Here is a 19,180-nt window from a genome sequence, read left to right as displayed (position 1 = left end):
GCGTCCGCCCGCCCCGTCAGCCCTTGCACAGATCCGCGGTCTTCAGGTCGGCGGGCGGGATCTCCGTCTCCCCGAACCCGTACTCCTCCAGCAGCCCCACATAGCGCGAGCGGTCCGAGACGATCTTCTTCAGCTCCCGGTTGAAGGAGTCCCGCAGATCCTCGTTGCCCTTACGGAACACCGCGCCGCCCGGCGAGAACTGCGCCTTGCCGTTGATCTCCGGCACGAACGCCTCGGTGACCTCGGTGGCGGGGTTGGTCTTCGCCAGCCAGCGCAGCGAGATCCCGGTGAGCAGGAACGCGTCGATCCGGCCGCCCTTGACGGCGTCGGCCCCGTCCTGCGGCTTCTGCACCGTCTTGATCTTCCCGTCGGGGATGCCCGCCCCCTTGGCGTAACTTCCCTCCACCGCACCGGACATGACGCCGACGGTGATCCCGGCCTCCTTGGCGGAGGCCAGGTCGGTGATGTTCTTCGGGTTGCCCTTCTTCACCATCAGGGCGGTCGGCGAGATGAACTCCGGCTCGGAGAAGATCGCGTTGCCGCAGCGCTCCGGGGTGATCGCCATCCCCGCGCTGACCACGTCGTACTTCCCTGCCTGGAGCCCCGGGATCAGTCCGTCCCACTCGGAGAGCGTCGGCTGCAATTCGTCCACGCCCAGCGCCTTGAAGATCTCCCGGTGCAGGGTCGGCGCCTCGCCCTTCAGCTCCTTGCCCTCCAGATACCCGTACGGCGCCTCGTTGGCGTACGCGACCCGTACGAAGCCCTGCTTGCGGAGCTTTTCGAGGGCGCCCTCACCGGTCACGGACCCGGCGTCGGTCTTGCTGCAGGCCGTCAGCAGCCCGGGCACGACGAGCAGGCCGCCCACGGCCGCCGATCGGTTGAGGAAACCCCGGCGGGAGAGGTTGGGGAAGTCAGCCATGGTTCGCAATCTCCTGGAGCTCGAACAGTCCGGACAGGGTGAGTGCCTGCCCGCTCCCGTACGTCTATGCAGGAAGCCGGTCCATGTAACCGAACAGCGGCCGGAAGGTGACCTTCCCGTGGCCTGGGTGGGCGGAGGGTGACGATGTCACTCCGGTGGGGTGCCCTCCAGGGCCTCGGAGTTGCCGTCGGGGCGGTCCTCGGACGGGACGTAACCCCGCTCCTTGTCAACGACGTTGGGCAACTCCCGCCCGTCCGACCAGAGTTCGTACATCTCCACGAACTGCTCGCTCAGCCGGTCGCGCCAGCCGACCGTGTCCCCGCTCAGATGCGGCGAGATCAGCAGTCCCGGCACCTCCCACAACGGGCTCTCCTCGCCCAGCGGTTCGTCCTGGAACACGTCCAGCGCCGCCCCCGCCAGCCAGCGGCGGTTCAGGGCCGCCACGAGGTCCGCCTCCACCACGCTTGCCCCGCGCCCCACGTTGATGAACCGCGCCGAGGGCTGGAGCAGCCCGAAGAAGCGGGTGTCGAACATGCCGTACGTGGACGGGGTCAGCGGCACCGCGGAGATCACCCAGTCCGCGCGGGCCGCCAGCGGGCCCAGGTCCTCGATGCCGTGGATCGTGCGCCGGGCGGTCCGGCCCACCAGCGCCACCTGGACGCCCAGGCCGTGCAGCAGCCGGGTGATCTCGCGGCCGATGGGGCCCGCGCCGACGACCACCGCCCGCGAACCGGCGACCTGCTGCCCCTCCCGGTGGTGCCAGCGCCGCTCCCGCTGAAGGGCCAGGGTGGTGGGCAGATCCTTGGCGAAGGCCAGGACGAGACCGGCCACGTACTCGGCGATCGGGCGCTCGAAGATGCCCCGCGCATTGGTCAGTACGGTGCCGGAGGCGACCAGCTCCGGGCAGAGCAGCCGGTCCACGCCCGTGCTCGCCGCGTGCACCCAGCGCGGCCGGGGCCCCTCCCCGGGCCAGGCGTGGCGCACCGCGTCGGAGGTGAAGTCCCACACCAGCAGCACATCGGCCCCGGGCAGCCGGGCGGCCAGCCCCGCCCCGTCGGTGCGCAGGACCCGGGCCCGGCCGGTCAGCCGCCCCAGACGCGGGGGCGGATCGGCGTCGAGGACGAGGACGACGGGTTCCGGCATCGGTGGCTCATCACTCCGCAACGTCGCAGGTGGGTGGAGCGTGATCTCGGCTCCTGCACGGAGCGCGATCTCGGCTCCGGTGTGGAGCGTGATTTCGGCTCCCGCGTGGAGCTTGATCGCGGCTCCCGCCCACGCTCGCAGCCGCCCCGGCCCCCGTCAACACGGCCCGGACGGCCTCCGCCCACCCTCCGTCCCCGTCCCACCGGGGGAATACTTGACACTGACAGGGGCACCAGTGGCTTCCCGCGCCCGACGCGAAGGAAGGGTGAACATGACGACCGTAGGACTTCTCTACCCGGGCCACGCCGCCGAGGACGACTTCCCACGGATCGAGATCACGCTCGACACGGACGTCAGGCTGCCGCTGTTCTCCACCGAGGCGGGCGAGGGCGCGTACGACCCCGACGCCCTGCGCGAGAGCGGGGCGCCCGATCGGCTCACCGAGGGCGTCGAGGAGCTGCGCCTCGCGGGCGCGGAGGCACTCGTCTGGGCGAGCCCCGGCGGCAGCTTCGTCCACGGCTGGGCGGGCGCCCACGACCAGATCGCCACCCTCGCCCGGAGCGCGGGCCTGCCCGCCTCCAGCACCGCCTTCGGCTTCGTCCACGCGGTACGGGAGCTGGGCGCGGGCCGGGTCGCGGTCGCCGCCGCCTGGCCCGAGGACGTCACCGCGCTCTTCGTGGAGTTCCTGGTGGCGGGCGGTACGGAGGTGGTGAGCTCCCGGAGCGCCGGCCTCGCCACCGCCGCCGAGGCCGCGGCGTGGGAGCCCGGGCAGGTCAAGGAGCTCGCACGCGCCGCCGACCACCCGGACGCCGAGGTGCTGCTGCTCCCGGACGCGGCCCTGCACACGGCCGCGTACATCCCGGAGCTGGAGGAGGCGCTCGGCAAGCCGGTCCTCACGGCGAACCAGGTGACGGTCCGGGAGGGGCTGCGGCTCACCGACCGCCGGGTCTGGGCCCCGACGCTCGGCACCCTCTTCGCCACCCACCGGCCGGTGCCGGGCACGGTGGAGCCGAAGGGGATCGAGGTGCGGGAGTAGTCACCACGACCGGCCCCCGACGCCCCTCGTGCTCCTCCCGGAAATAAACGGAGCCATCCTCCTGTTGTACGCCTCCGATACGCGTACGTACGACGAGCACCACCGGGAGAGGGCCGACACGTGGACGAGATCCGAGGCGACGAGACGGGCGGCGACGGAATCCGGGGTACGGCGGCGGGCACCGCCCCCGTACCGCTCTCCGTGCTCGACCTGGTGACCGTGGGGCAGGGCCGCACCGCGACCCAGGCCCTGCGTACGGGTGTTGAGATCGCCAAGCTCACCGAGAGCCGCGGCTTCCACCGCTACTGGGTGGCCGAGCACCACTCCATGCCCGGGGTCGCCTCGTCCTCCCCGGCCGTGATCCTCGCGCACATCGCCGCCCACACCGAGCGCATCCGGCTCGGCTCCGGCGGCGTGATGCTGCCCAACCACGCCCCGCTGGTGATCGCCGAGCAGTTCGGCACCCTGGAGGCGATGGCCCCCGGCCGTATCGACCTGGGCCTCGGCCGGGCCCCCGGCACCGACGGCGCGACGGCCGCCGCCCTGCGCCGCAGCGACCGGCTCAACGAGGGGGCCGATGATTTCCCGCAGCAGCTCAGCGAGCTGATCCGGTTCCTCGACGACGACTTCCCCGACGGGCACCCGTACGCCCGCATCCACGCCGTACCGGGCCCCGTCCAGGCCACCGCCCCCGGCGGGGTGCAGTCCGCGCACCGGCCGCCCGTCTGGCTGCTGGGCTCCTCCGGCTTCAGCGCCCGGCTGGCGGGCACGCTCGGGCTGCCGTTCGCCTTCGCCCACCACTTCTCGGCGCAGAACACGATCCCGGCGCTCGACCTGTACCGGGAGTCCTTCCGGCCCTCGGCCGTGCTGGACGCCCCGTACGCCCTGATCGGCGTCTCCGCGCTGGCCGCCGACGAGGAGCGCGAGGCCCGTCGGCAGGTGCTGACCGGTGCCCTGTCGATGGTCCGGCTGCGCACCGGGCGGCCGGGGCTGATCCCGAGCCCGGAGGAGGCGGCGGCGTACGAGTTCTCCCCGATGGAGCGGGAGTTCGTCGACGGCTGGCTCGCCAACGTCATCCACGGCACCGCCGACGAGGTCCGCACCGGCCTGGACGACCTGGCCAAGCGGACCGGCGCCGACGAGCTGATGATCACCGCCAACGCGCACGGCGGCGAGGCGCGGCTGCGCAGCTACGAGCTGATCGCGGACGCCTACGGACTGCCGGGCACCGCCTGATCCGTACGGGTGCCGTCCGAAACGTACGGGCTCCCGAAGCGCGTTCAGTCCTGCTCCGCCCCCGGCCGGGCCGTGATCAGCGCCGCGATCAGCTCCGGCGCCACGGCCCGCGAGTACAGCCACCCCTGCCCCGTGTCGCAGCCGATCCGGCGCAGCCGCTCCGCCTGCCCGGCCGTCTCCACGCACTCCGCGGTGACGGTCAGGCCCAGGCGGTGGGCCAGCTGCACCATCGCCTCCACGATCGTCTCGTCGGCGGGGCTCGGATGCGTACCGTCCTCGTACCGGAAGCCCTTCACGAACGCCCCGTCCAGCTTCAGTACGGAGACGGGCAGGCGGCTGAGGTAGGCGAGGTTGGAGTACCCGGTCCCGAAGTCGTCGATGGCGATCCGTACGCCCATGTCGCTCAGCGCCTGGAGGGCTCGCAGCGGGCGGCCCCCGGAGCCCATCACCGCCGATTCGGTCAGCTCCAGCTGGAGCAGGCCGGGGGCGAGGCCCGTCTCGTTGAGGATCTGCGCCACGTCCGCCACCAGGTCGGAGTCCCAGACCTGGCGTACGGCGACATTGACGCTGATGAAGAGCGCGGGCTCGTCCGGATGGTCCAGCTGCCAGCGGCGCGCCTGGCGGCACGCGGTGCGCAGCACCCACCGGCCGAGCTGCACGATCGAGCCGTCCTCCTCGGCGATCCCGACGAACCGATTCGGCGACAGGACCCCGAACTGCGGGTGGTTCCAGCGCACCAGCGCCTCCACCCCGCGCACCACCCCGTCCGCCATCCCGACGAGCGGCTGGTATTCGAGGGTGAACTCGCCGCGCTCGACGGCGGGCCGGAGCGTGGAGGAGAGCGCCTGGCGGGTCATGCGGTGGGCGTTGCGCTCGGGGTCGAAGAGGGTCCAGCGGGCCTTGCCGTCGGCCTTCGCCCAGTACAGCGTGGTGTCGGCGGCCTGCATCAGACCGGTGGGCGAGGTGCCCGCCACCGGGCGTTCCACCACCCCGATCGAGGCCGAGACGGAGAGCCGCTGCCCGGCCAGGTCGAACGGGTGCTGGAGGGCGGTGAGCACCGAACGGGCGAGTTCGGTCAGCGCCTCCGTACCGCCGGAGTCCTCCACCAGGATCGCGAACTCGTCGCCGCCCATGCGGGCCACCAGCCGGCTGCCGCCCACGTTGCGGCCCGCGTCGCTCTCGGCGCAGTCGGTGAGCCGCCCGGCGACGGCGGCCAGCAGCCGGTCGCCGATCCGGTGGCCGAGGGTGTCGTTGACCGCCTTGAAGCCGTCCAGGTCCAGGTAGACGAGGCCGATCCGGCCGTGCCGGGGGAGCATCGAGTCGTCCTGGTACGGCGGGATCTCCAGGGCCACCGAGAGCCGCTCGAAGAAGAGCGTCCGGTTGGGCAGCCGGGTCACCGGGTCGTGCATCTGGAGGTGGCGCAGCCGGTCCTGGAGCTCGCGCCGGTCGCTGATGTCCGCCACCGTCAGCAGCACCCGCGCGGGCTCCGCCGCCGATGTCCCGGTCATCGGTACGACGGTGACCTCGGCCCACAGGGTGCGCCCGTCGGGGTGCTTGAGGCGGCGGGTGCAGCGGAACCGGGAGCGGCGGCCCTGGAGCACCTCGCGGTAGGCGTGCCAGGTGCGGTCGTCGGAGGCGAGGTCGACCAGCTCGGACGCCTGCCGTTCGGCCAGGGACCCGGGCGTCGTGCCCAGGAGGCCGCCGAGCGCCTCGTTGGCCCGGACGACATGTCCCCGGCCGTCCACGACGGCCATGGGGAGGGTCGCGGCGTTGAAGGCGGCGCGGTGGTCGCGCAGCTCGGTGGCGGCGGTGTCGGCCGCGGACCGGCCCGCCCCGGTCGTATGACGCTGACGCTCCGTGACCGGCGCGGGCACGGCGTCCGGGGATGTGCCTGCCGGGGCCCGGGGCCCTTCGGAGGTTCCGCTCACCGCTCGCTCCCGCTGTGAAGGTTGTCGTGAACAGGTGGGGTCGGACAGGGCACCGGGTGGTGAACCCGTGAAGGGGCCCGATCCACGCGGGAAAGCGTGGTGAAGCATAGAGGGTGGCGCGTCGGGCGTTCCAGCTCGCATCCGGCCACGGGTTTCGGCCGGGCCCCCCGAACGGCCGGTCCGCGCCGTTCCGTTTTGCCCGGACCTGATTGTTTCTGCGCGGTTCTGTTGTATCGGGGTGGTGTGCGGACCGGCGGTGACACTGCGTGAAGGTGTGGGGTGCGGTGGGGTGGGGGCTCGGTCGCCGTGACCCGTGTGGCTCGTGTGACCCGTGTGGGGCAGCACAACAGGGCGTACCGCCATGAACCGGCACAGGGTGGACGAGACGTACCGCGTTCCCTCACCCGGAGGTCGATGTGCAGCGTGAGCCCGGACCCGGGGCGGCGGAGCGGATGACGCTGCGCGGTCTTGCGGCCGCCCTGACCTCGCTCCTCGCGCTCGCCGCCACCTCGCTCGTCGCGGGCCCCGCCGTGGCCGCCGCGCGTGACGCGGCCCCGTGCGCGCTGCCCCGGACCTCGGCACACCACTCGCTGGGCCTGGACGACTGGAACGGGGCCTACCCCCGCCCCGACCGCAGCCTCGACGCGGTCATGATCTTCCTCTCGTTCCCGGACTCCGAGCCCGTGCTCACCCCCGAACTGCTGGCCGCCGACCACTTCCCCGCCACCACCCGGTTCTTCGAGCGGGCCAGCTACGGGCGCTTCACCCTGCGCGCCGACCCGCAGCGGACCTGGACGCGGATGCCCCGAGCCTCCACCTGGTACGGCATAGAGCGCGACTGGGAGGCCGAGCGGCGCACCGCCTACCTGCGCGACGCCATCGCCGCCGCCGACCCGGCCGTCGACTTCTCCGCGTACGACATCGTCTACCTGGTCGCCGACCCGGATGCCCCGGGCGTCGACTCCGACGCGACCAAGGTCGTCAACTTCGACCGGCCGCTGCGCGCCGACGGCACCGACATCCGCCGCGTCGTCACCGTCTTCGAACAGCACCCGCCCGACCGCAACGTCCTCGCCCACGAGACCGGGCACGTCTTCGACCTGGCCGATCTCTACCACCGGCCCACCGACGGCAAGGGCGACTGGGACACCTACGTCGGCGACTGGGACGTCATGGGCAGCCAGTTCGGCCTCGCCCCGGACCTCTTCGGCTGGCACAAGTGGAAGCTCGGCTGGCTGGACGGGCGCCAGGTCGTCTGTGTGCGGGGCTCGGCCGACCTCACCCTGGAGCCGGTCGCCGCCGCGCCCGTGCCCGGCGGGTCGATCGGGACCCGGCTCGCCGTCGTCCGTACCGGCGAGAACAGCGTCCTGGCCATCGAGGCCCGCAGCGCCACCGGGAACGACCGGGGGACCTGTACCGAGGGCATCCTGATCTACCGGGTCCGCAACGAGACGGCCTCCGGCGGCGGCCCGGTCGAGGTGGTGGACACCCACCCGGAGACCGGCTCCTGCTGGGACCGCTCGGTTTACCCGCCGCTCGCCGACGCCCCGCTCGCGGAGGGCGAGACCTTCACCGTGCCGGGCGAGCGCATCCGCGTGGAGGTGGCCGACCGTACGCCGTCCGGCTCCTGGACGGTCAGGATCACCACCGGCGTCTGAACGGCCTGCCTCACTTCCGGCACACGAAGAAGCCCCCCGCTTCCGCGAGGGGCTTCTTCCGTCGGTGCGCCGTCAGGGACTCGAACCCCGGACCCGCTGATTAAGAGTCAGCTGCTCTAACCAACTGAGCTAACGGCGCCTGCTGACGTCGTAGACATTAGCACCCTGATCCGCCCGAGGAAAAATCGAATGCCCGGACCCGTGGGAGGTCGCCGACCGGCTCACCCGCACACACGCCCAGAGCAGCACATCGGGTCCGGGCAGCCAGGGACTACGGGTGTCGGGCGCCACCAGCCAGCGCGGCCCGGAACCATCGGACGGGCAGGTCAGAGGCGGTACGGTGACGGCGTCGCCGGTCCCGTGACAGAGCAGCGGAGGCGGGGTGCGGGACGGCCCGCCGCCGCCCGAGCCCCACTCCTCCCAGGCCAGCAGCGAGGGCAGCCGCTGGGCGGTTCCGGGGGAGGCGAAGAGCAGCATCCGGCCCCGGTGCACGGCGACGGGACCGGTGCCGGGACCCTCGGCCCAGAGCCGCTCCAGCATCCGCCGCCCGAAGAGCGCGGGCACATTGACGACGTCGAACTGCGAGCCGCACGGCAGCACCCCGGGCGCGGCGGGGCGCTCCTGCCACTGGGCGAGCGTGGAGCGCGGGTAGGCGGCGGCCCCCGCCAGCCAGGCGGCCCCGGCGGCGGTCACCTGGGCGGCCTGCGCGCCGGTCTGTTCCCGCAGCAGGGCGAAGATGTCGACGGCGTGGGGCGCGGCGGCTCCGCCGGCCTGAAGGGTCGTTTCGTCTTTCAGCCAAGCGCTCATGGAGGAAAGGTCTACCGGGAGTGACGGAGAGGATTCCCAGAGTTGCCGGAAACGAGGACAGGGCGGGAGGGGAGGGAGTATCTTGCCCGCCGGAATATGCCACCGGACCTGACCCCCGGCCTGAGGGCGAGCCGGGGAGGCCTCAGGCGGTGGAGGCGTCCAGCAGGGACCGTCCGAACTCGATCATCTTCTTTGCGTAGTCCTCGGTCCACTCCGCGCGCTCCGCGACATCCGCCGCCGTCAGCCGGTCGAACCGGCTCGGATCGGCGAGCTGCGCCGCCGCCATCGCCTGGAACTCCACCGACCGGTCCGTCGCCGCGCGGAAGGCCTGGGTCAGCTCGGTCGCGCGGGCCAGCAGCTCGCGGGGGTCCTCCATCGACTCCAGGTCGAAGAAGTGCTCCGGATCGGCCGCCGCCTGAGACGGCTCGAAGAGCAGGGGCGCGGGGCGCAGCCGCTGCCGTTCGTTCCGCTCGGACTGTGTCATGTGCTGTTCCTCCCTCGGCGGGCGGCCAGGACGGCCACCCTCCATTGTCCAACCCGGCGCAAGAGGGCCACAGGCTTTGCGCCACGGGCCCCGCGCCTCTACGGCTTCCACGGGCCCTGCGCCCCTGCGGCTTCCACGGGCCCCGCGCCCCTACGGCTTCCACCGGTCCCGTGCCCCTGCGGCTTCCACGGGCCCCGCACCTCTACGGCTTCCACCGCACCCGGTGCTCGGCGAGGTGGGCCAGCACCGCGTGGTTCGCCTCCCAGCCGTCGGGGAACTTCACCGTGACGCCGAGCTGGACCGGCTCCGTGGACGGGTGCTCGTCCAGCAGGTCCGCCACCCCCTCCCGGCACACCACGACGCACGCGTGCCGGTGGCGCGAGGCCAGCACGCACAGGCGGCCCGTCTCCAGGTGGAAGGCGGTGGCGTCGGGGCGGCCGGAGAGCGGGTGCAGGACCACCGTGACGTCGAACTCGCGGCCCTGGAGGCGGTTGGCCGTGTCCACCGCGACCCCCGTGACGCCCAGCTCCGCGAGGGCCGCCCGCACCGCCGCCGCCTGGTCGCGGTGGGCCGTGCCGACCGCCACCCGGTCCGCCGTCACCGGAACGGGCTGCTCCGCCCGCTCGCTGGTGGCGACACCGCCCCGGTCCAGCAGCCGGCGGACCACCAGCGCCACCGCCCGTACCGCCTCGGGGTCCGTACGCGGGGTGTGCCGGGCGGGCAGCTCCAGCAGCCCCCACCCGGCCTCGGCCGCCTCGTCCAGCACCCGGTCGGGGCCCGAGCCGTCCGAGGCCACCCCGAACGAGAGCTTCCGGTCCCCGTGGCCCGTACCGCTGCGGAACGGTGTGTACGGGTAGAACGCGTCCGACACCAGCGGTGCCGCCGAGGCCGGGAGCCGCCAGGAGACCGGCAGCCGGTGCTGGGGCAGCTCCGGGTTGTGCGCGAGCAGCGTGGAGACCGCGCTCGCCGACGGGTCGTAGCTCAGCCCCGCCCACTGGTCCGCGCCCACGATCGAGAACGGGTCCAGCTGCCCCGGGTCCCCGACGAACAGCGCCCGCTCGAACAGCCCGGCCACGGCCAGCAGCGCGTCGGACCGCATCTGGTACGCCTCGTCGACGATCGCGTGCCCCCACGGCTCCACGTTCTTCACGTGCGCCCACTTGGCGGCCGTGGAGATCACCACGTCGAGCCCGGCCAGATCCGCCGCCTTCGCCGACTTCCGTACGTTGTCGAGGCCGTCGAGCACCCTGTCGTACGGGTCGGAGTCGCTGCTGTGCAGCCGCCCCACCGGCAGCTCCGGCTCCTTCTCCGCCAGCCGCACCACCAGGTCGTCGACCTGGGCGTTGGTCTGCGCGACCACCATCAGCGGGTGCCCGGCGGCGGCCAGCTCCAGGGCCGCCCGGACCACCAGGGTCGACTTCCCGGCGCCGGGCGGGGAGTCCACGACGATGCCCCGGGCGCTGCCGCGCAGGGTGTCGTCGAGGATCGCCCCGGTCGCCCGCGCCGCCGCCGCGCCCGGATCGAAGACGGTCGTCACAGCAGGTCCTCCGGGGTCACGGGGTCGGGGTGCTCCGCGCGCAGGGCGGCGTCCGCGCCGGGCGGGCCGCCGTGGGTCCACGGGGTCTCCTCCGGGTCGGGGAGCTTCGGGCCGCCGCGCTGGTCGTGCTCGAACAGGGTCCAGGCGATCCGCTCGCCCGGCTCCGGCAGCGAACCGGGCGCGGGCTCCCTGCCCCGGCCCATCCGGTCCATGATCCGCAGGACGAGCAGAATCTCGCCGCCCTGCTCCTCCTCCCGGTCATCCTCCTGCTCGGCGCGTACGAACTCCGCCGTCTGCGGCTTCCCGTCCAGCGAGCGGTACACCTTGGTCCGCTCGCCCAGATGCGGCCGCTCGTCCGTGCGGAGGGTGACCAGCGGGCGCGGGGAGGGCCGTTTGGACTCCGTGTACGCCATCTCGACGTCGACCACGTCCGCCAGGAACGCCTCGCCCGCCAGCCGCCGCCCCGCCAGCACCAGCGGATCGTCCAGCGCCTCCTGGGCCTCCAGCTGGGCCTGCGCGGTCTCGCGGGAGGCCAGCTTCTGCGCGGCCGTCACCGCGTCGTCGCGGCGCGGCTGCGGCGGCTCGCCGGAGCGCACCCGGTCCCGGTGGGCGGTGAACGACCAGCGGTCCCGGGTCCAGCGGTCCTCGGTCCGGGACCCCTCGGGCAGCTCCCGGAGCAGGTCGAGCCCCTGCCACACCCGGTCCCAGGTCGGCAGCATCACCTTCGCGAGGAGGGAGCGGATCTCCTGCTCGGCGCTGCTCAGACCGCCCAGGCGCTCGTCGGCCGCGAGCCCGTCCTCGGCCGCCGCGAACGCCTTGCGCGCCTGGTCGTACCGGTCGATCGCGGGGGCCAGAAGCCGGTTGTCGAAGGCCGGGTCAGTGGCGGGCCCGGCGGGCGGGCAGAGGAGCTGGCCCTCCTGGTCGCGGTCCAGCTCGGCGCGGAGGGCCGCCTCCGCACCGGAGGCGCCCTCCGGCGGGTCGATCCAGGCGAGCAGCGCCCCCAGGTGCTGGTCCTCCAGGCTGCTCTGGCCGGTCGCCCAGTGCCGGTTCAGCAGATCCGTGGCGGCGAGCAGCAGGGAGGAGCCGGGCACCCGGGCCCGCTCCCCGTAATGCGTGAGCCAGCGGCCGAGCAGTGGGACCCGGACCGGGGCCGGGTACGGCGTCTCCGGGTCGTCCTCGGCGGTCCGGCGGAACCGCATCGACCGGCCGAGCAGCCGCACGAACTCGATGCCCGCCCGGCTCGGCACGATCAGTTGCGGTGCGTCGGTGCAGAGCTCGGCCTCGACCTTGGTCCGCTTGCCGGTCGCCGGATCGGTCTCGTTGCGTTCGGTGGGCTCGACGACGTCCTCGTACGCCTCGATGTGCGGAAGGACCGCCTCCGCCAGCTCCGCGAGGAACGTGAACCGCAGGTCCCGGTCGCGCGGCTGGGCGACGGCCAGCAGCCGGGGCCGGTCGCGGTCCGTGCCGACCAGCGCGCCGAGCGGGGCCCCGGCCTCCCCGGCGGTGGTCAGCGGCACGATCACCAGCGGGCGGTCGGTGAGGTGGCGGTGGCGGACGGTCGCGAGCGGCTGGGCGCGGCCCGAGTCGACCGCCTCCAGCCGGGCGAGGGTGCTGATCAGCGACATACGGCCGCCCCCTCCCGGGCTTGTTCGCGCGGGACGGCCGCGCTTTCCAGGGCTTCCGTGCTTTCCAGGGCTTCGGCGCGCAGGACGGCGGCGCTCTCCAGGGCCTCCGCCCGCAGGGCTGCGGCCCGGCGCAGGGCGGCCACGGTCGGGTCGGCGGGGTCGCCCTCCTTGCCCGCGGCGGCGGCCAGCACCCCGGCCACCGTGGTCAGCCCGCCCAGCTCCCCGCGCACACTCCGGCCGAGCGTCTCCACGGCCCCCTCCGCCCGGGACCGCGCCCGGCAGTGGAAGGCCAGCTCGCAGGCGGCCAGGCACTCGGGGGCGTAGGCGGCGGTGACGGAGGAGACGGCGGACTCCAGCTCCTGCGGGGAGCACGCCGGATCGAAGGTCGTCCCCTCGGGGAGGGCCTCCGCGATGTCCTCGATGCGGGTGAGCCGGGTCAGCTGGCGGCGGGTCACGGCACGCTGCTTGCGTACGTCGACGACGGAGGCGGTCGGCAGGTTGGAGAAGTCCTTCGGGCAGACCAGCAGCACCCGGTGGCCGACCTCGGCCCCCTCGGTCATCGCCGCGACCCGCTCCAGGGCCAGCACGTAGACCGCGGCCTGACGGGCGGCGGCCCCGACCTTCGAGGCGTCGGCGGAGGCGTCGATCATCGGGAACGACTTGATCTCGACCACGGTCCAGCGGCCGTCGGGGTGCACCACCACCGCGTCCGGCTCCAGATAGGCGGGGGAGCCCGCCACCTCCAGGGCCAGCATCGGGTGGTCCAGCAGCGCCCAGCCGCCCGCCGCCGTCGCCTCCCGCAGGGCGAGCGCGGTGCGGGCGGCCCGGCCCTCGGGCCCGGCCGCGCTCAGATCGGGCGTGGCGACATCCGGGCCCGGGGCGGGGGAGGAGCCGCCGAGCCGCTCGTACAGCAGGCGCAGCAGCTCCGCGCCGCCGTCGGCCTTGACCCGGGCCTCGAACGCGTTGCCCCGCATGAAGGCGAACTGGGACTGCCCGAAGGGGGCGGGGGAGCCGAGGGCCTGGGCCAGCACACCCTTGTCCACCCCGGCGCCGTCCAGCAGGGCGCGGCGCTTGCAGCCGGGGTTGGCGGCGAGGGCGGCCAGCGCGCGGGCGTCGAGCGGATGCGGCGCGACGGAGGGGCCGCGCAGCTCAGCGAGCCGCTGCCGGAGCGTCGTCGTCGGCCGAGACGTAGGAGGCGTGTGCGGTGCCTGAGGCGCGTGCGGAACCTGTGGTGCCTGTGGTGCGTGCGGAACCTGTGGTGCGTGCGGTGCGTGCGGTGCGTGCGGTGCCTGCGCGCTCTGCCGCGCCGTCGGCTGTCGCGTCGGCTGCCGCGTCGGGGGAATCTGCGGAGGAGGTCCGCTGGCCGGGGATTCGCTCACCCGCGGAAGTCTTGCATCCGGCACTGACAATCGGGGACTTCACCGGTTCGGAGGCGGTCCGCACAGTGGCGGAGGCGGCCCGCAGCCGGCCCTTGACCCGGTCGGCCAGCCGCATGACCGGCCTGGTCAGCAGGGCCCCGAGCCCCATGACGGCCGCGCCCGCGACCGCGTCCAGAAAATAGTGGTTGGCGGTGCCCATGACGATGACCGTGGTGATCAGCGGGTAGGCGATGCCCGCCGCCCTCAGCAGCGGGTGCCGGGCGTGGCGCCACAGCAGGATGCCGCACCACAGGGACCAGCCGACGTGCAGGCTCGGCATGGCCGCGTACTGGTTGGTCATCCCGCTCAGCCCGCGCGGGGCGCTCGCGCCCTCGCCCCACCACCCGTACGCGCTGTACTGCGCCATCGTGTCGACGAAACCGTGGCTCGCGTCCAGCAGCCGGGGCGGGCAGGTCGGCATCAGCGAGAAGCCGACCAGCCCGAGCAGGGTCGAGTTCATCAGCCAGACCCGGGCCGACCGGTACGCGGCCGACCTGCGCCGGAACATCCAGACCAGGACCGCCGGGGTGACCAGGTAATGCAGCGTGGCGTAGGCGAAGTCGGCGGGTATGCCTATGGACGGGGTGCTGGTGAAGAGACGATTCAGCGGGTGTTCGGCGTTGAGGTACAGCGCCTGTTCGAGCCGCAGGATCGCCAGCCCGTGGTCGACCGCCGTGCTCACGTCCCCGCGCACCAGGAGGCGGCCCAGCGAGTACAGGCCGTACACCACCGCGATCAGTGGGAGCTCCGTCCACCAGCGGGGTCGATGACCGGTCGCGGGCAGGACGGTGGCGTGCGGCATCCGGTGGCTCTCCCCATGTTCATGCGGCCGAATGTTCATGCGGCCGACGGCGGGCGTTCAACCGTACGGTGACGGTGGGCCGCCGCCTCCTCCGGGGTCCTCGGGGCCCTGGGGACCCCGGGACGACCGGCGGGTGGCTGCTCGGAGAGGGACGTCGTCGCAGCCCCGGAGGTTGCGTTCCGGGGTGGTACGGGATGATGGAGGGCCCAGCACCACCGTTCCAGGGAGAGCCTTCATGGCACCGCGCATCCTGCTCGCCCGGCATGGCCAGACCCAGTGGTCGGTCCAGGGCAACCACACCGGCAGGACGGACATCCCGCTCCTGGACACCGGCCGCGCGGGCGCGAAACTGCTCGGGGAACGGCTCCACCGGGCGCCGTGGGCGGGGCTGCCCGGCGTCGAGGTCCGCACCAGCCCGCTCGTCCGGGCCGCCGAGACCTGCGAGATCGCCGGGTTCGGGGAGCGGGCGGAGCCGTGGGACGCGCTGATGGAGTGGGACTACGGGGCGTACGAGGGGCTGACCCCGGCGCAGATCAAGGCGGACCGGCCGGACTGGCTGATCTGGCGCGACGGGGTCCCGGAGGGGGAGAGCGTCGCGGAGGTCGCCGCCCGCGCCGACGAGGTGGTCGCCTGGGCGCGCTCGGCCGACCGCGACGTGCTGGTCTTCGCCCACGGCCACATCCTGCGCGCACTCGCCTCACGCTGGCTGGGCGAGGACCTGTCCTTCGGCGCCCGCATCCGCCTGGAGCCGACGTCGCTGTCGGTACTGGGGTGGGCGTACGGTGCGCCGGCACTGGAACGCTGGAACGACACGGGCCACCTGGAAAGCCTCTAGCCTGTCCGGCGCCCGCTCCCGACTTGTGGGGCGCCCCATTCAAGCCTGCGCGGCGCCCACTCCGACTTGTACAGCGCCCACTCAGGCCTGGGGGGTGCCCTCTTCTGACTTGTGCGGTGCCCACTCAGGCCTGGGGGGTGACCCCTTCTGACCTGTGCGGCGCCCACTCCACCCTTAGTACGGCGTCGACTCCCCCTGTGGGGCGCCTGCTCAAGCCCGTCCGGCGCTTGAGGACGGAACCCTTGCCTGGGTGGGCGGGCACTCTTTCGGACCCCGTGGCGCGGGAGATCCATGCCGTCCCCCGGAACGGGCTAGATGTGTGGTTCGGACAGGTTGGTGACGCGGCTGGCGGGTGGTTGGCCCCCGATTCCGGTGTGGGGTCGGTGGTAGTTGTACCAGTGCAGCCAGTCGGTGAATGCTTCCATCCGGTCCTGGTCTGAGGTGTAGGGCTTCTGGTAGGCCCATTCGTCGAGCAGGGTGCGGTGGAAGCGTTCGACCTTGCCGTTGGTCTGCGGGCGCCAGGGCCTGGTCCAGCGGGGCTGGATGCCCAGGCCGCGGCAGGTGTTGCGCCAGGTGTTCTTGCTGTAGGCCCAGGCGTTGTCGGTCAGGACGCGTTCGACCGTGATGCCCAGGGAAGCGAAGTGCGCGGTGGCCCGTTGCAGGAAGCCCGCGCAGGTCGGGGCGGTCTCGTCGGGCAGGTCTTCGGTGTAGGCCAGGCGGGTGTGGTCGTCGAGTGCGGTGTGCAGGTAGGCGTATCCGGCGCCGTCGCGGCGGTCCTTGTTCGGACTGCCGGCCGCCCGGCCCAGGACTTTGTGACCGCCGCCGTCGGGGATGCGGCCCAGCTTCTTGACGTCGATGTGGACCAGTTCGCCGGGTCGGGCGCGTTCGTAGCGGCGGACGGGCTCGCCGATGGCCCGGTCCAGGGCGGCCAGTGGCGGCAGGCCGTGCCGGACCAGGATGCGGTGGGCGGTCGAGGCGGCGATGCCGCATCGGACGGCCAGTCGTAGCGGCCCGATCCGGTGCTCGCGTCGCAGCCGGAGAACGTGCTCCTCGACGGTGGCCGTGGTCCTGCGGGGCTGGTGGTGCGGGCGGCTGGAGCGGTCGCTCATTCCGGTGACGCCGAGCTGCCGGTAGCGGCTGGCCCAGCGGGCGGCGGTGGTGTGGCTGACCTGGAAACGCTCGGCCGCCCGCCGCACGGGCCACCCGTCCTCGACGACGCAGCGGGCCAGACGGAGTCTCCCGGTCTCGGTCAGCGGGGCATTACGGTGGACCACGAGGGCCTCCTGATCTCGGTGGAGATGTCGCAATCCACACCGAACCCGGAGGCCCTCACCCATATCAAGAACCCAGCACGCGTGTCACCAACGTCCCGGGACAACACAGCTAGAGGGTTCCGTCCTCAAACGCCGGACGGGCTGGAAAAGCCCCCGGACGGGCTGGGGGCGGCCCCGGGCAGGATGGGAGGCACCCGGACAAGGTGGGGCCCGGGCGATCAGGAAGGCGGCCCCCGAGGCGCGGCCTCAGGCTGACAGCGACTCCCGGTGGCGGGTCAGGAACGACGCCGCCCCCGACACCCCACCCGGCCGGGCCTCCAGCACCCGCGCCGCCCCCGCCAGCATCCCCCTGATCCGCGAGGACTGGACCCGGTCCAGCAGGTCCAGCACCTGGTGGCCCGTCGCCGCCGCCTCGTCCACCCGCCCGGCCCGCGCCAGGTCACCCGTCAGCTGCGCCCGGTACAGCGCCAGGTTCCGGGTGAAGTGCGCGTCCTGGAGCGCCGCCGCCCGCCGCCCGTGCCGCGCCGCCCGCGACCAGTCACCCAGCGCCGACCAGCACTGCGCCTCCAGCAGCTCCAGCTCCGCCTCCCGGAAGAAGCTCATCCACTCCGGGTCACCCCCGGCGGGCCCCCGCTCGAACGCCGCCCGCGCACGCCCGATCGCCCGGTCGCACCCCGTACGGTCCCCGAGCCCCGCCCGGCCCCCCGCCTCCCGCAGCGCGAGCAGCGCCAGCAGCCGGGGCGAGCCCAGCGTGCGGGCCGCCCGCTGCCCGGCCTCCGCCGCCCGTACCGCCTCCCGGGGCCGCCCCGCGTCCCGGGCCAGGAACGACGTGTTGCAGAACGCGTGCGCCTCAAGACCCGCGTCCCCCGCCAGCCGCGACGTCGCCAGCGCCTCCGCGTAGTGCGAGCGGGCGTCGTCGAAGCGCCCCGAGTCATGGGCCAGCCACCCCACCGAGATGGCCAGCTCCCCCGCGCCCGCGTGCAGCCGGTCCGCCGTCGCCCGCCGGGTGGTGGTCCCCGCGTCCAGCAGCTCGTACGCCGCCTTCAACGGCCGCGCGGCCTGCCGGTAGAGCCCGTCCGCCCCGTGCCGGTCGTCCAGTACGCGAATCCGCCGTACCGCCTGCTCCACGGCGCTCACCTCGCTCTCGCCGACCCGGCGCTGCGCGGGCAGGGAGGCCCGGGAGGCGGCCAGGGCGGGCGCCCCGCCGAGACCCAGGGAGGCGGCGGCCACCGTGGCCGTGCCGCTCATCATGAACACGCGACGCAGCACGTCGCTCTCCTCGTCGGTGTGGTCGGTGTCAGCGGTGCCGCCGCGCGGGGCGGCGGGCTCGGACAGCGGAGCCGGTGGCGGCTCGGAGACGACCCGCGCCCCCCGCCCCCGTACGCTCTCGCGGGCCGAGAACCCCAGGTCGGCCAGGGAGGCCCCGGGGAACATGTGCAGGAAGACCCGTTCGTACGCGTAGTTGGGACAGCGGATCTCCCCGGACTCCACGCGCCCGATGTACCGGGCATCGCACGCGACCTGCTCACCGATCTCCCGTGCCGCCCTGCGTACGGCCGCCGCGAACTCCCCCGCGGAGCGCTGTCCGCGCAGTTGGCGGAAGACGAGGTTGGGAACTGCCCCTGTCGACACCATGGCCGGCCCCTCTCTGGTGCAAGCGGTGCACGCCGGGTTCTGCTTTCCGGTGTCCCGGCGGAGCAAGAACGTACCTGCTGTGACAGGGAACACACAGCGTGATTCCCGACAAAGAGGGGCATCCCGCCCGTGATCCGCCATGAACTGCCACCCTTTGCGGCGGTGTCGTCCCGTAGCCCTTGACGCCCCCGTGCCGTTGGTCCATGTGGAGACGGAGTGTGGCTCCGTTCGGCGATGAGAGGAGGGGTTCCCTTGCTGCATCTCGGCATGGAGAACGGCTCACGGACGACCGCGACGAACCCGACGACAACCACGGCGAACCCGATGACGACCGCGACGAACCCGACGACCACGGCGAACTCGACGGCGGCCGCGACGACCAACCCGACGGCGACCGTGACCGCGACCCCCACCACGGCCCCGGCGCCCGCGGAGGGGCCCTGCGACCTGGTCACCGTCCCCGCCCGGCAGGGGCTGGAGGCCGTCGACATCCTCCGCCGGGGCCGGGACCACGAGGCCGTCGGCCCGGTCCTGCACAACGGCGCCTGCGACACCCTCGGCTTCCTCGTGCCCCCGGGCACCGCCGACGCCTGGGACGTACCGGGCAGCGCCTGTACCCGGACGGACGGGCGCGGGCTGCGCATCCCCACCACCCCGCCCGCCGCCGGCTCGGGCTGGCTGCTCCCGCCCGCCGAGGACGCCCCGGTCACCGACCCCGCCGTGCTCCGCGCCGCCCTGGACCAGGCGGCCCGCCTGCTGGAGGCGGCCGACAACTGCCACTGAGCGGCGGGACCCGCCGCTCGGCCGGCAGTCACGGTGGGCCGGGACCCGCCACTGAGCCGG

At 73.6% G+C, this 19,180-nt stretch carries 16 protein-coding genes and 1 tRNA gene; 5 read left to right on the top strand and 12 right to left on the bottom strand.

What is annotated here, in order from left to right:
* Positions 1–16 precede the first annotated feature (16 nt).
* The gene (gene ehuB / locus ACFW9Z_RS24740; protein ID WP_384644527.1) at positions 17–919 is read right to left on the bottom strand and encodes an ectoine/hydroxyectoine ABC transporter substrate-binding protein EhuB; all 903 of its coding nucleotides are present in this window, start codon (positions 917–919) and stop codon (positions 17–19) included.
* Positions 920–1,066: 147 nt separating this feature from the next.
* Positions 1,067–2,062, bottom strand: coding sequence for a D-2-hydroxyacid dehydrogenase (locus tag ACFW9Z_RS24735; protein ID WP_384644525.1), 996 nt, complete (start codon positions 2,060–2,062; stop codon positions 1,067–1,069).
* A gap of 271 nt (positions 2,063–2,333) precedes the next feature.
* Here ACFW9Z_RS24735 and ACFW9Z_RS24730 point away from each other — a divergent pair, with 271 nt between their 5' ends.
* Positions 2,334–3,098 carry a decarboxylase gene (locus ACFW9Z_RS24730; RefSeq protein WP_384644523.1) on the top strand — a complete coding sequence of 255 codons (765 nt, stop codon included), beginning with the start codon at positions 2,334–2,336 and terminating at the stop codon, positions 3,096–3,098.
* Positions 3,099–3,218: 120 nt separating this feature from the next.
* Positions 3,219–4,334, top strand: a complete 1,116-nt coding sequence (locus tag ACFW9Z_RS24725; protein WP_384644521.1) for an LLM class flavin-dependent oxidoreductase — start codon at positions 3,219–3,221, stop codon at positions 4,332–4,334.
* 44 nt (positions 4,335–4,378) lie between these two features.
* Here ACFW9Z_RS24725 and ACFW9Z_RS24720 read toward each other — a convergent pair whose 3' ends face one another.
* Positions 4,379–6,262 carry a putative bifunctional diguanylate cyclase/phosphodiesterase gene (locus ACFW9Z_RS24720; protein WP_384644519.1) on the bottom strand — a complete coding sequence of 628 codons (1,884 nt, stop codon included), beginning with the start codon at positions 6,260–6,262 and terminating at the stop codon, positions 4,379–4,381.
* Positions 6,263–6,714: 452 nt separating this feature from the next.
* Between ACFW9Z_RS24720 and ACFW9Z_RS24715 the strand changes: the two genes are divergently transcribed.
* Positions 6,715–7,920 (top strand): M6 family metalloprotease domain-containing protein, encoded by a 1,206-nt coding sequence (locus tag ACFW9Z_RS24715; protein WP_384644736.1) that lies wholly within the window; start codon positions 6,715–6,717, stop codon positions 7,918–7,920.
* 65 nt (positions 7,921–7,985) lie between these two features.
* Here the strand turns inward: ACFW9Z_RS24715 and ACFW9Z_RS24710 are convergent.
* The 7 genes from ACFW9Z_RS24710 to ACFW9Z_RS24680 form a co-directional block, all read right to left on the bottom strand.
* Positions 7,986–8,059 (bottom strand) — tRNA-Lys (locus ACFW9Z_RS24710).
* Positions 8,050–8,727 carry a bifunctional DNA primase/polymerase gene (locus ACFW9Z_RS24705; protein ID WP_384644517.1) on the bottom strand — a complete coding sequence of 226 codons (678 nt, stop codon included), beginning with the start codon at positions 8,725–8,727 and terminating at the stop codon, positions 8,050–8,052. Before ACFW9Z_RS24705 ends, ACFW9Z_RS24710 begins: the two co-directional genes overlap by 10 nt.
* Before the next feature lie 142 nt (positions 8,728–8,869).
* Positions 8,870–9,211, bottom strand: a complete 342-nt coding sequence (locus tag ACFW9Z_RS24700) for a hypothetical protein (protein ID WP_384644515.1) — start codon at positions 9,209–9,211, stop codon at positions 8,870–8,872.
* 202 nt (positions 9,212–9,413) lie between these two features.
* On the bottom strand, positions 9,414–10,748 hold the full coding sequence (locus ACFW9Z_RS24695) for an AAA domain-containing protein (protein ID WP_384644513.1): 1,335 nt from the start codon (positions 10,746–10,748) through the stop codon (positions 9,414–9,416).
* Positions 10,745–12,373 carry a hypothetical protein gene (locus ACFW9Z_RS24690; RefSeq protein WP_384644511.1) on the bottom strand — a complete coding sequence of 543 codons (1,629 nt, stop codon included), beginning with the start codon at positions 12,371–12,373 and terminating at the stop codon, positions 10,745–10,747. The genes ACFW9Z_RS24695 and ACFW9Z_RS24690 overlap by 4 nt, the downstream gene beginning before the upstream one ends.
* Positions 12,364–13,521: a hypothetical protein gene (locus tag ACFW9Z_RS24685; RefSeq protein ID WP_384644734.1), complete on the bottom strand. Its 1,158-nt coding sequence runs from the start codon at positions 13,519–13,521 to the stop codon at positions 12,364–12,366. The genes ACFW9Z_RS24690 and ACFW9Z_RS24685 overlap by 10 nt, the downstream gene beginning before the upstream one ends.
* 1 nt (position 13,522) lies before the next feature.
* A complete protein-coding gene (locus ACFW9Z_RS24680; protein WP_384644509.1) occupies positions 13,523–14,593 on the bottom strand; it encodes a phosphatase PAP2 family protein in 1,071 nt (356 codons plus the stop codon).
* Between the two features lie 235 nt (positions 14,594–14,828).
* Here ACFW9Z_RS24680 and ACFW9Z_RS24675 point away from each other — a divergent pair, with 235 nt between their 5' ends.
* Positions 14,829–15,428: a histidine phosphatase family protein gene (locus ACFW9Z_RS24675; protein ID WP_384644507.1), complete on the top strand. Its 600-nt coding sequence runs from the start codon at positions 14,829–14,831 to the stop codon at positions 15,426–15,428.
* Between the two features lie 311 nt (positions 15,429–15,739).
* On the opposite strand, the gene ACFW9Z_RS24670 is transcribed toward ACFW9Z_RS24675, so the two are convergent.
* The gene (locus ACFW9Z_RS24670) at positions 15,740–16,702 is read right to left on the bottom strand and encodes an IS481 family transposase (RefSeq protein WP_384644505.1); all 963 of its coding nucleotides are present in this window, start codon (positions 16,700–16,702) and stop codon (positions 15,740–15,742) included.
* Between the two features lie 246 nt (positions 16,703–16,948).
* Positions 16,949–18,337, bottom strand: coding sequence for a tetratricopeptide repeat protein (locus ACFW9Z_RS24665; RefSeq protein WP_384644503.1), 1,389 nt, complete (start codon positions 18,335–18,337; stop codon positions 16,949–16,951).
* Positions 18,338–18,661: 324 nt separating this feature from the next.
* Between ACFW9Z_RS24665 and ACFW9Z_RS24660 the strand changes: the two genes are divergently transcribed.
* Positions 18,662–19,120 carry a hypothetical protein gene (locus ACFW9Z_RS24660; RefSeq protein WP_384644732.1) on the top strand — a complete coding sequence of 153 codons (459 nt, stop codon included), beginning with the start codon at positions 18,662–18,664 and terminating at the stop codon, positions 19,118–19,120.
* The last annotated feature ends 60 nt before the right edge of the window (positions 19,121–19,180 follow it).

Source organism: Streptomyces sp. NPDC059452, assembly GCF_042750035.1.
Taxonomy (GTDB): Bacteria; Actinomycetota; Actinomycetes; order Streptomycetales; family Streptomycetaceae; genus Streptomyces.
The sequence above is the reverse complement of the archived record's forward strand: the minus strand, read 5'-3'. Positions and strand labels throughout refer to the sequence as shown.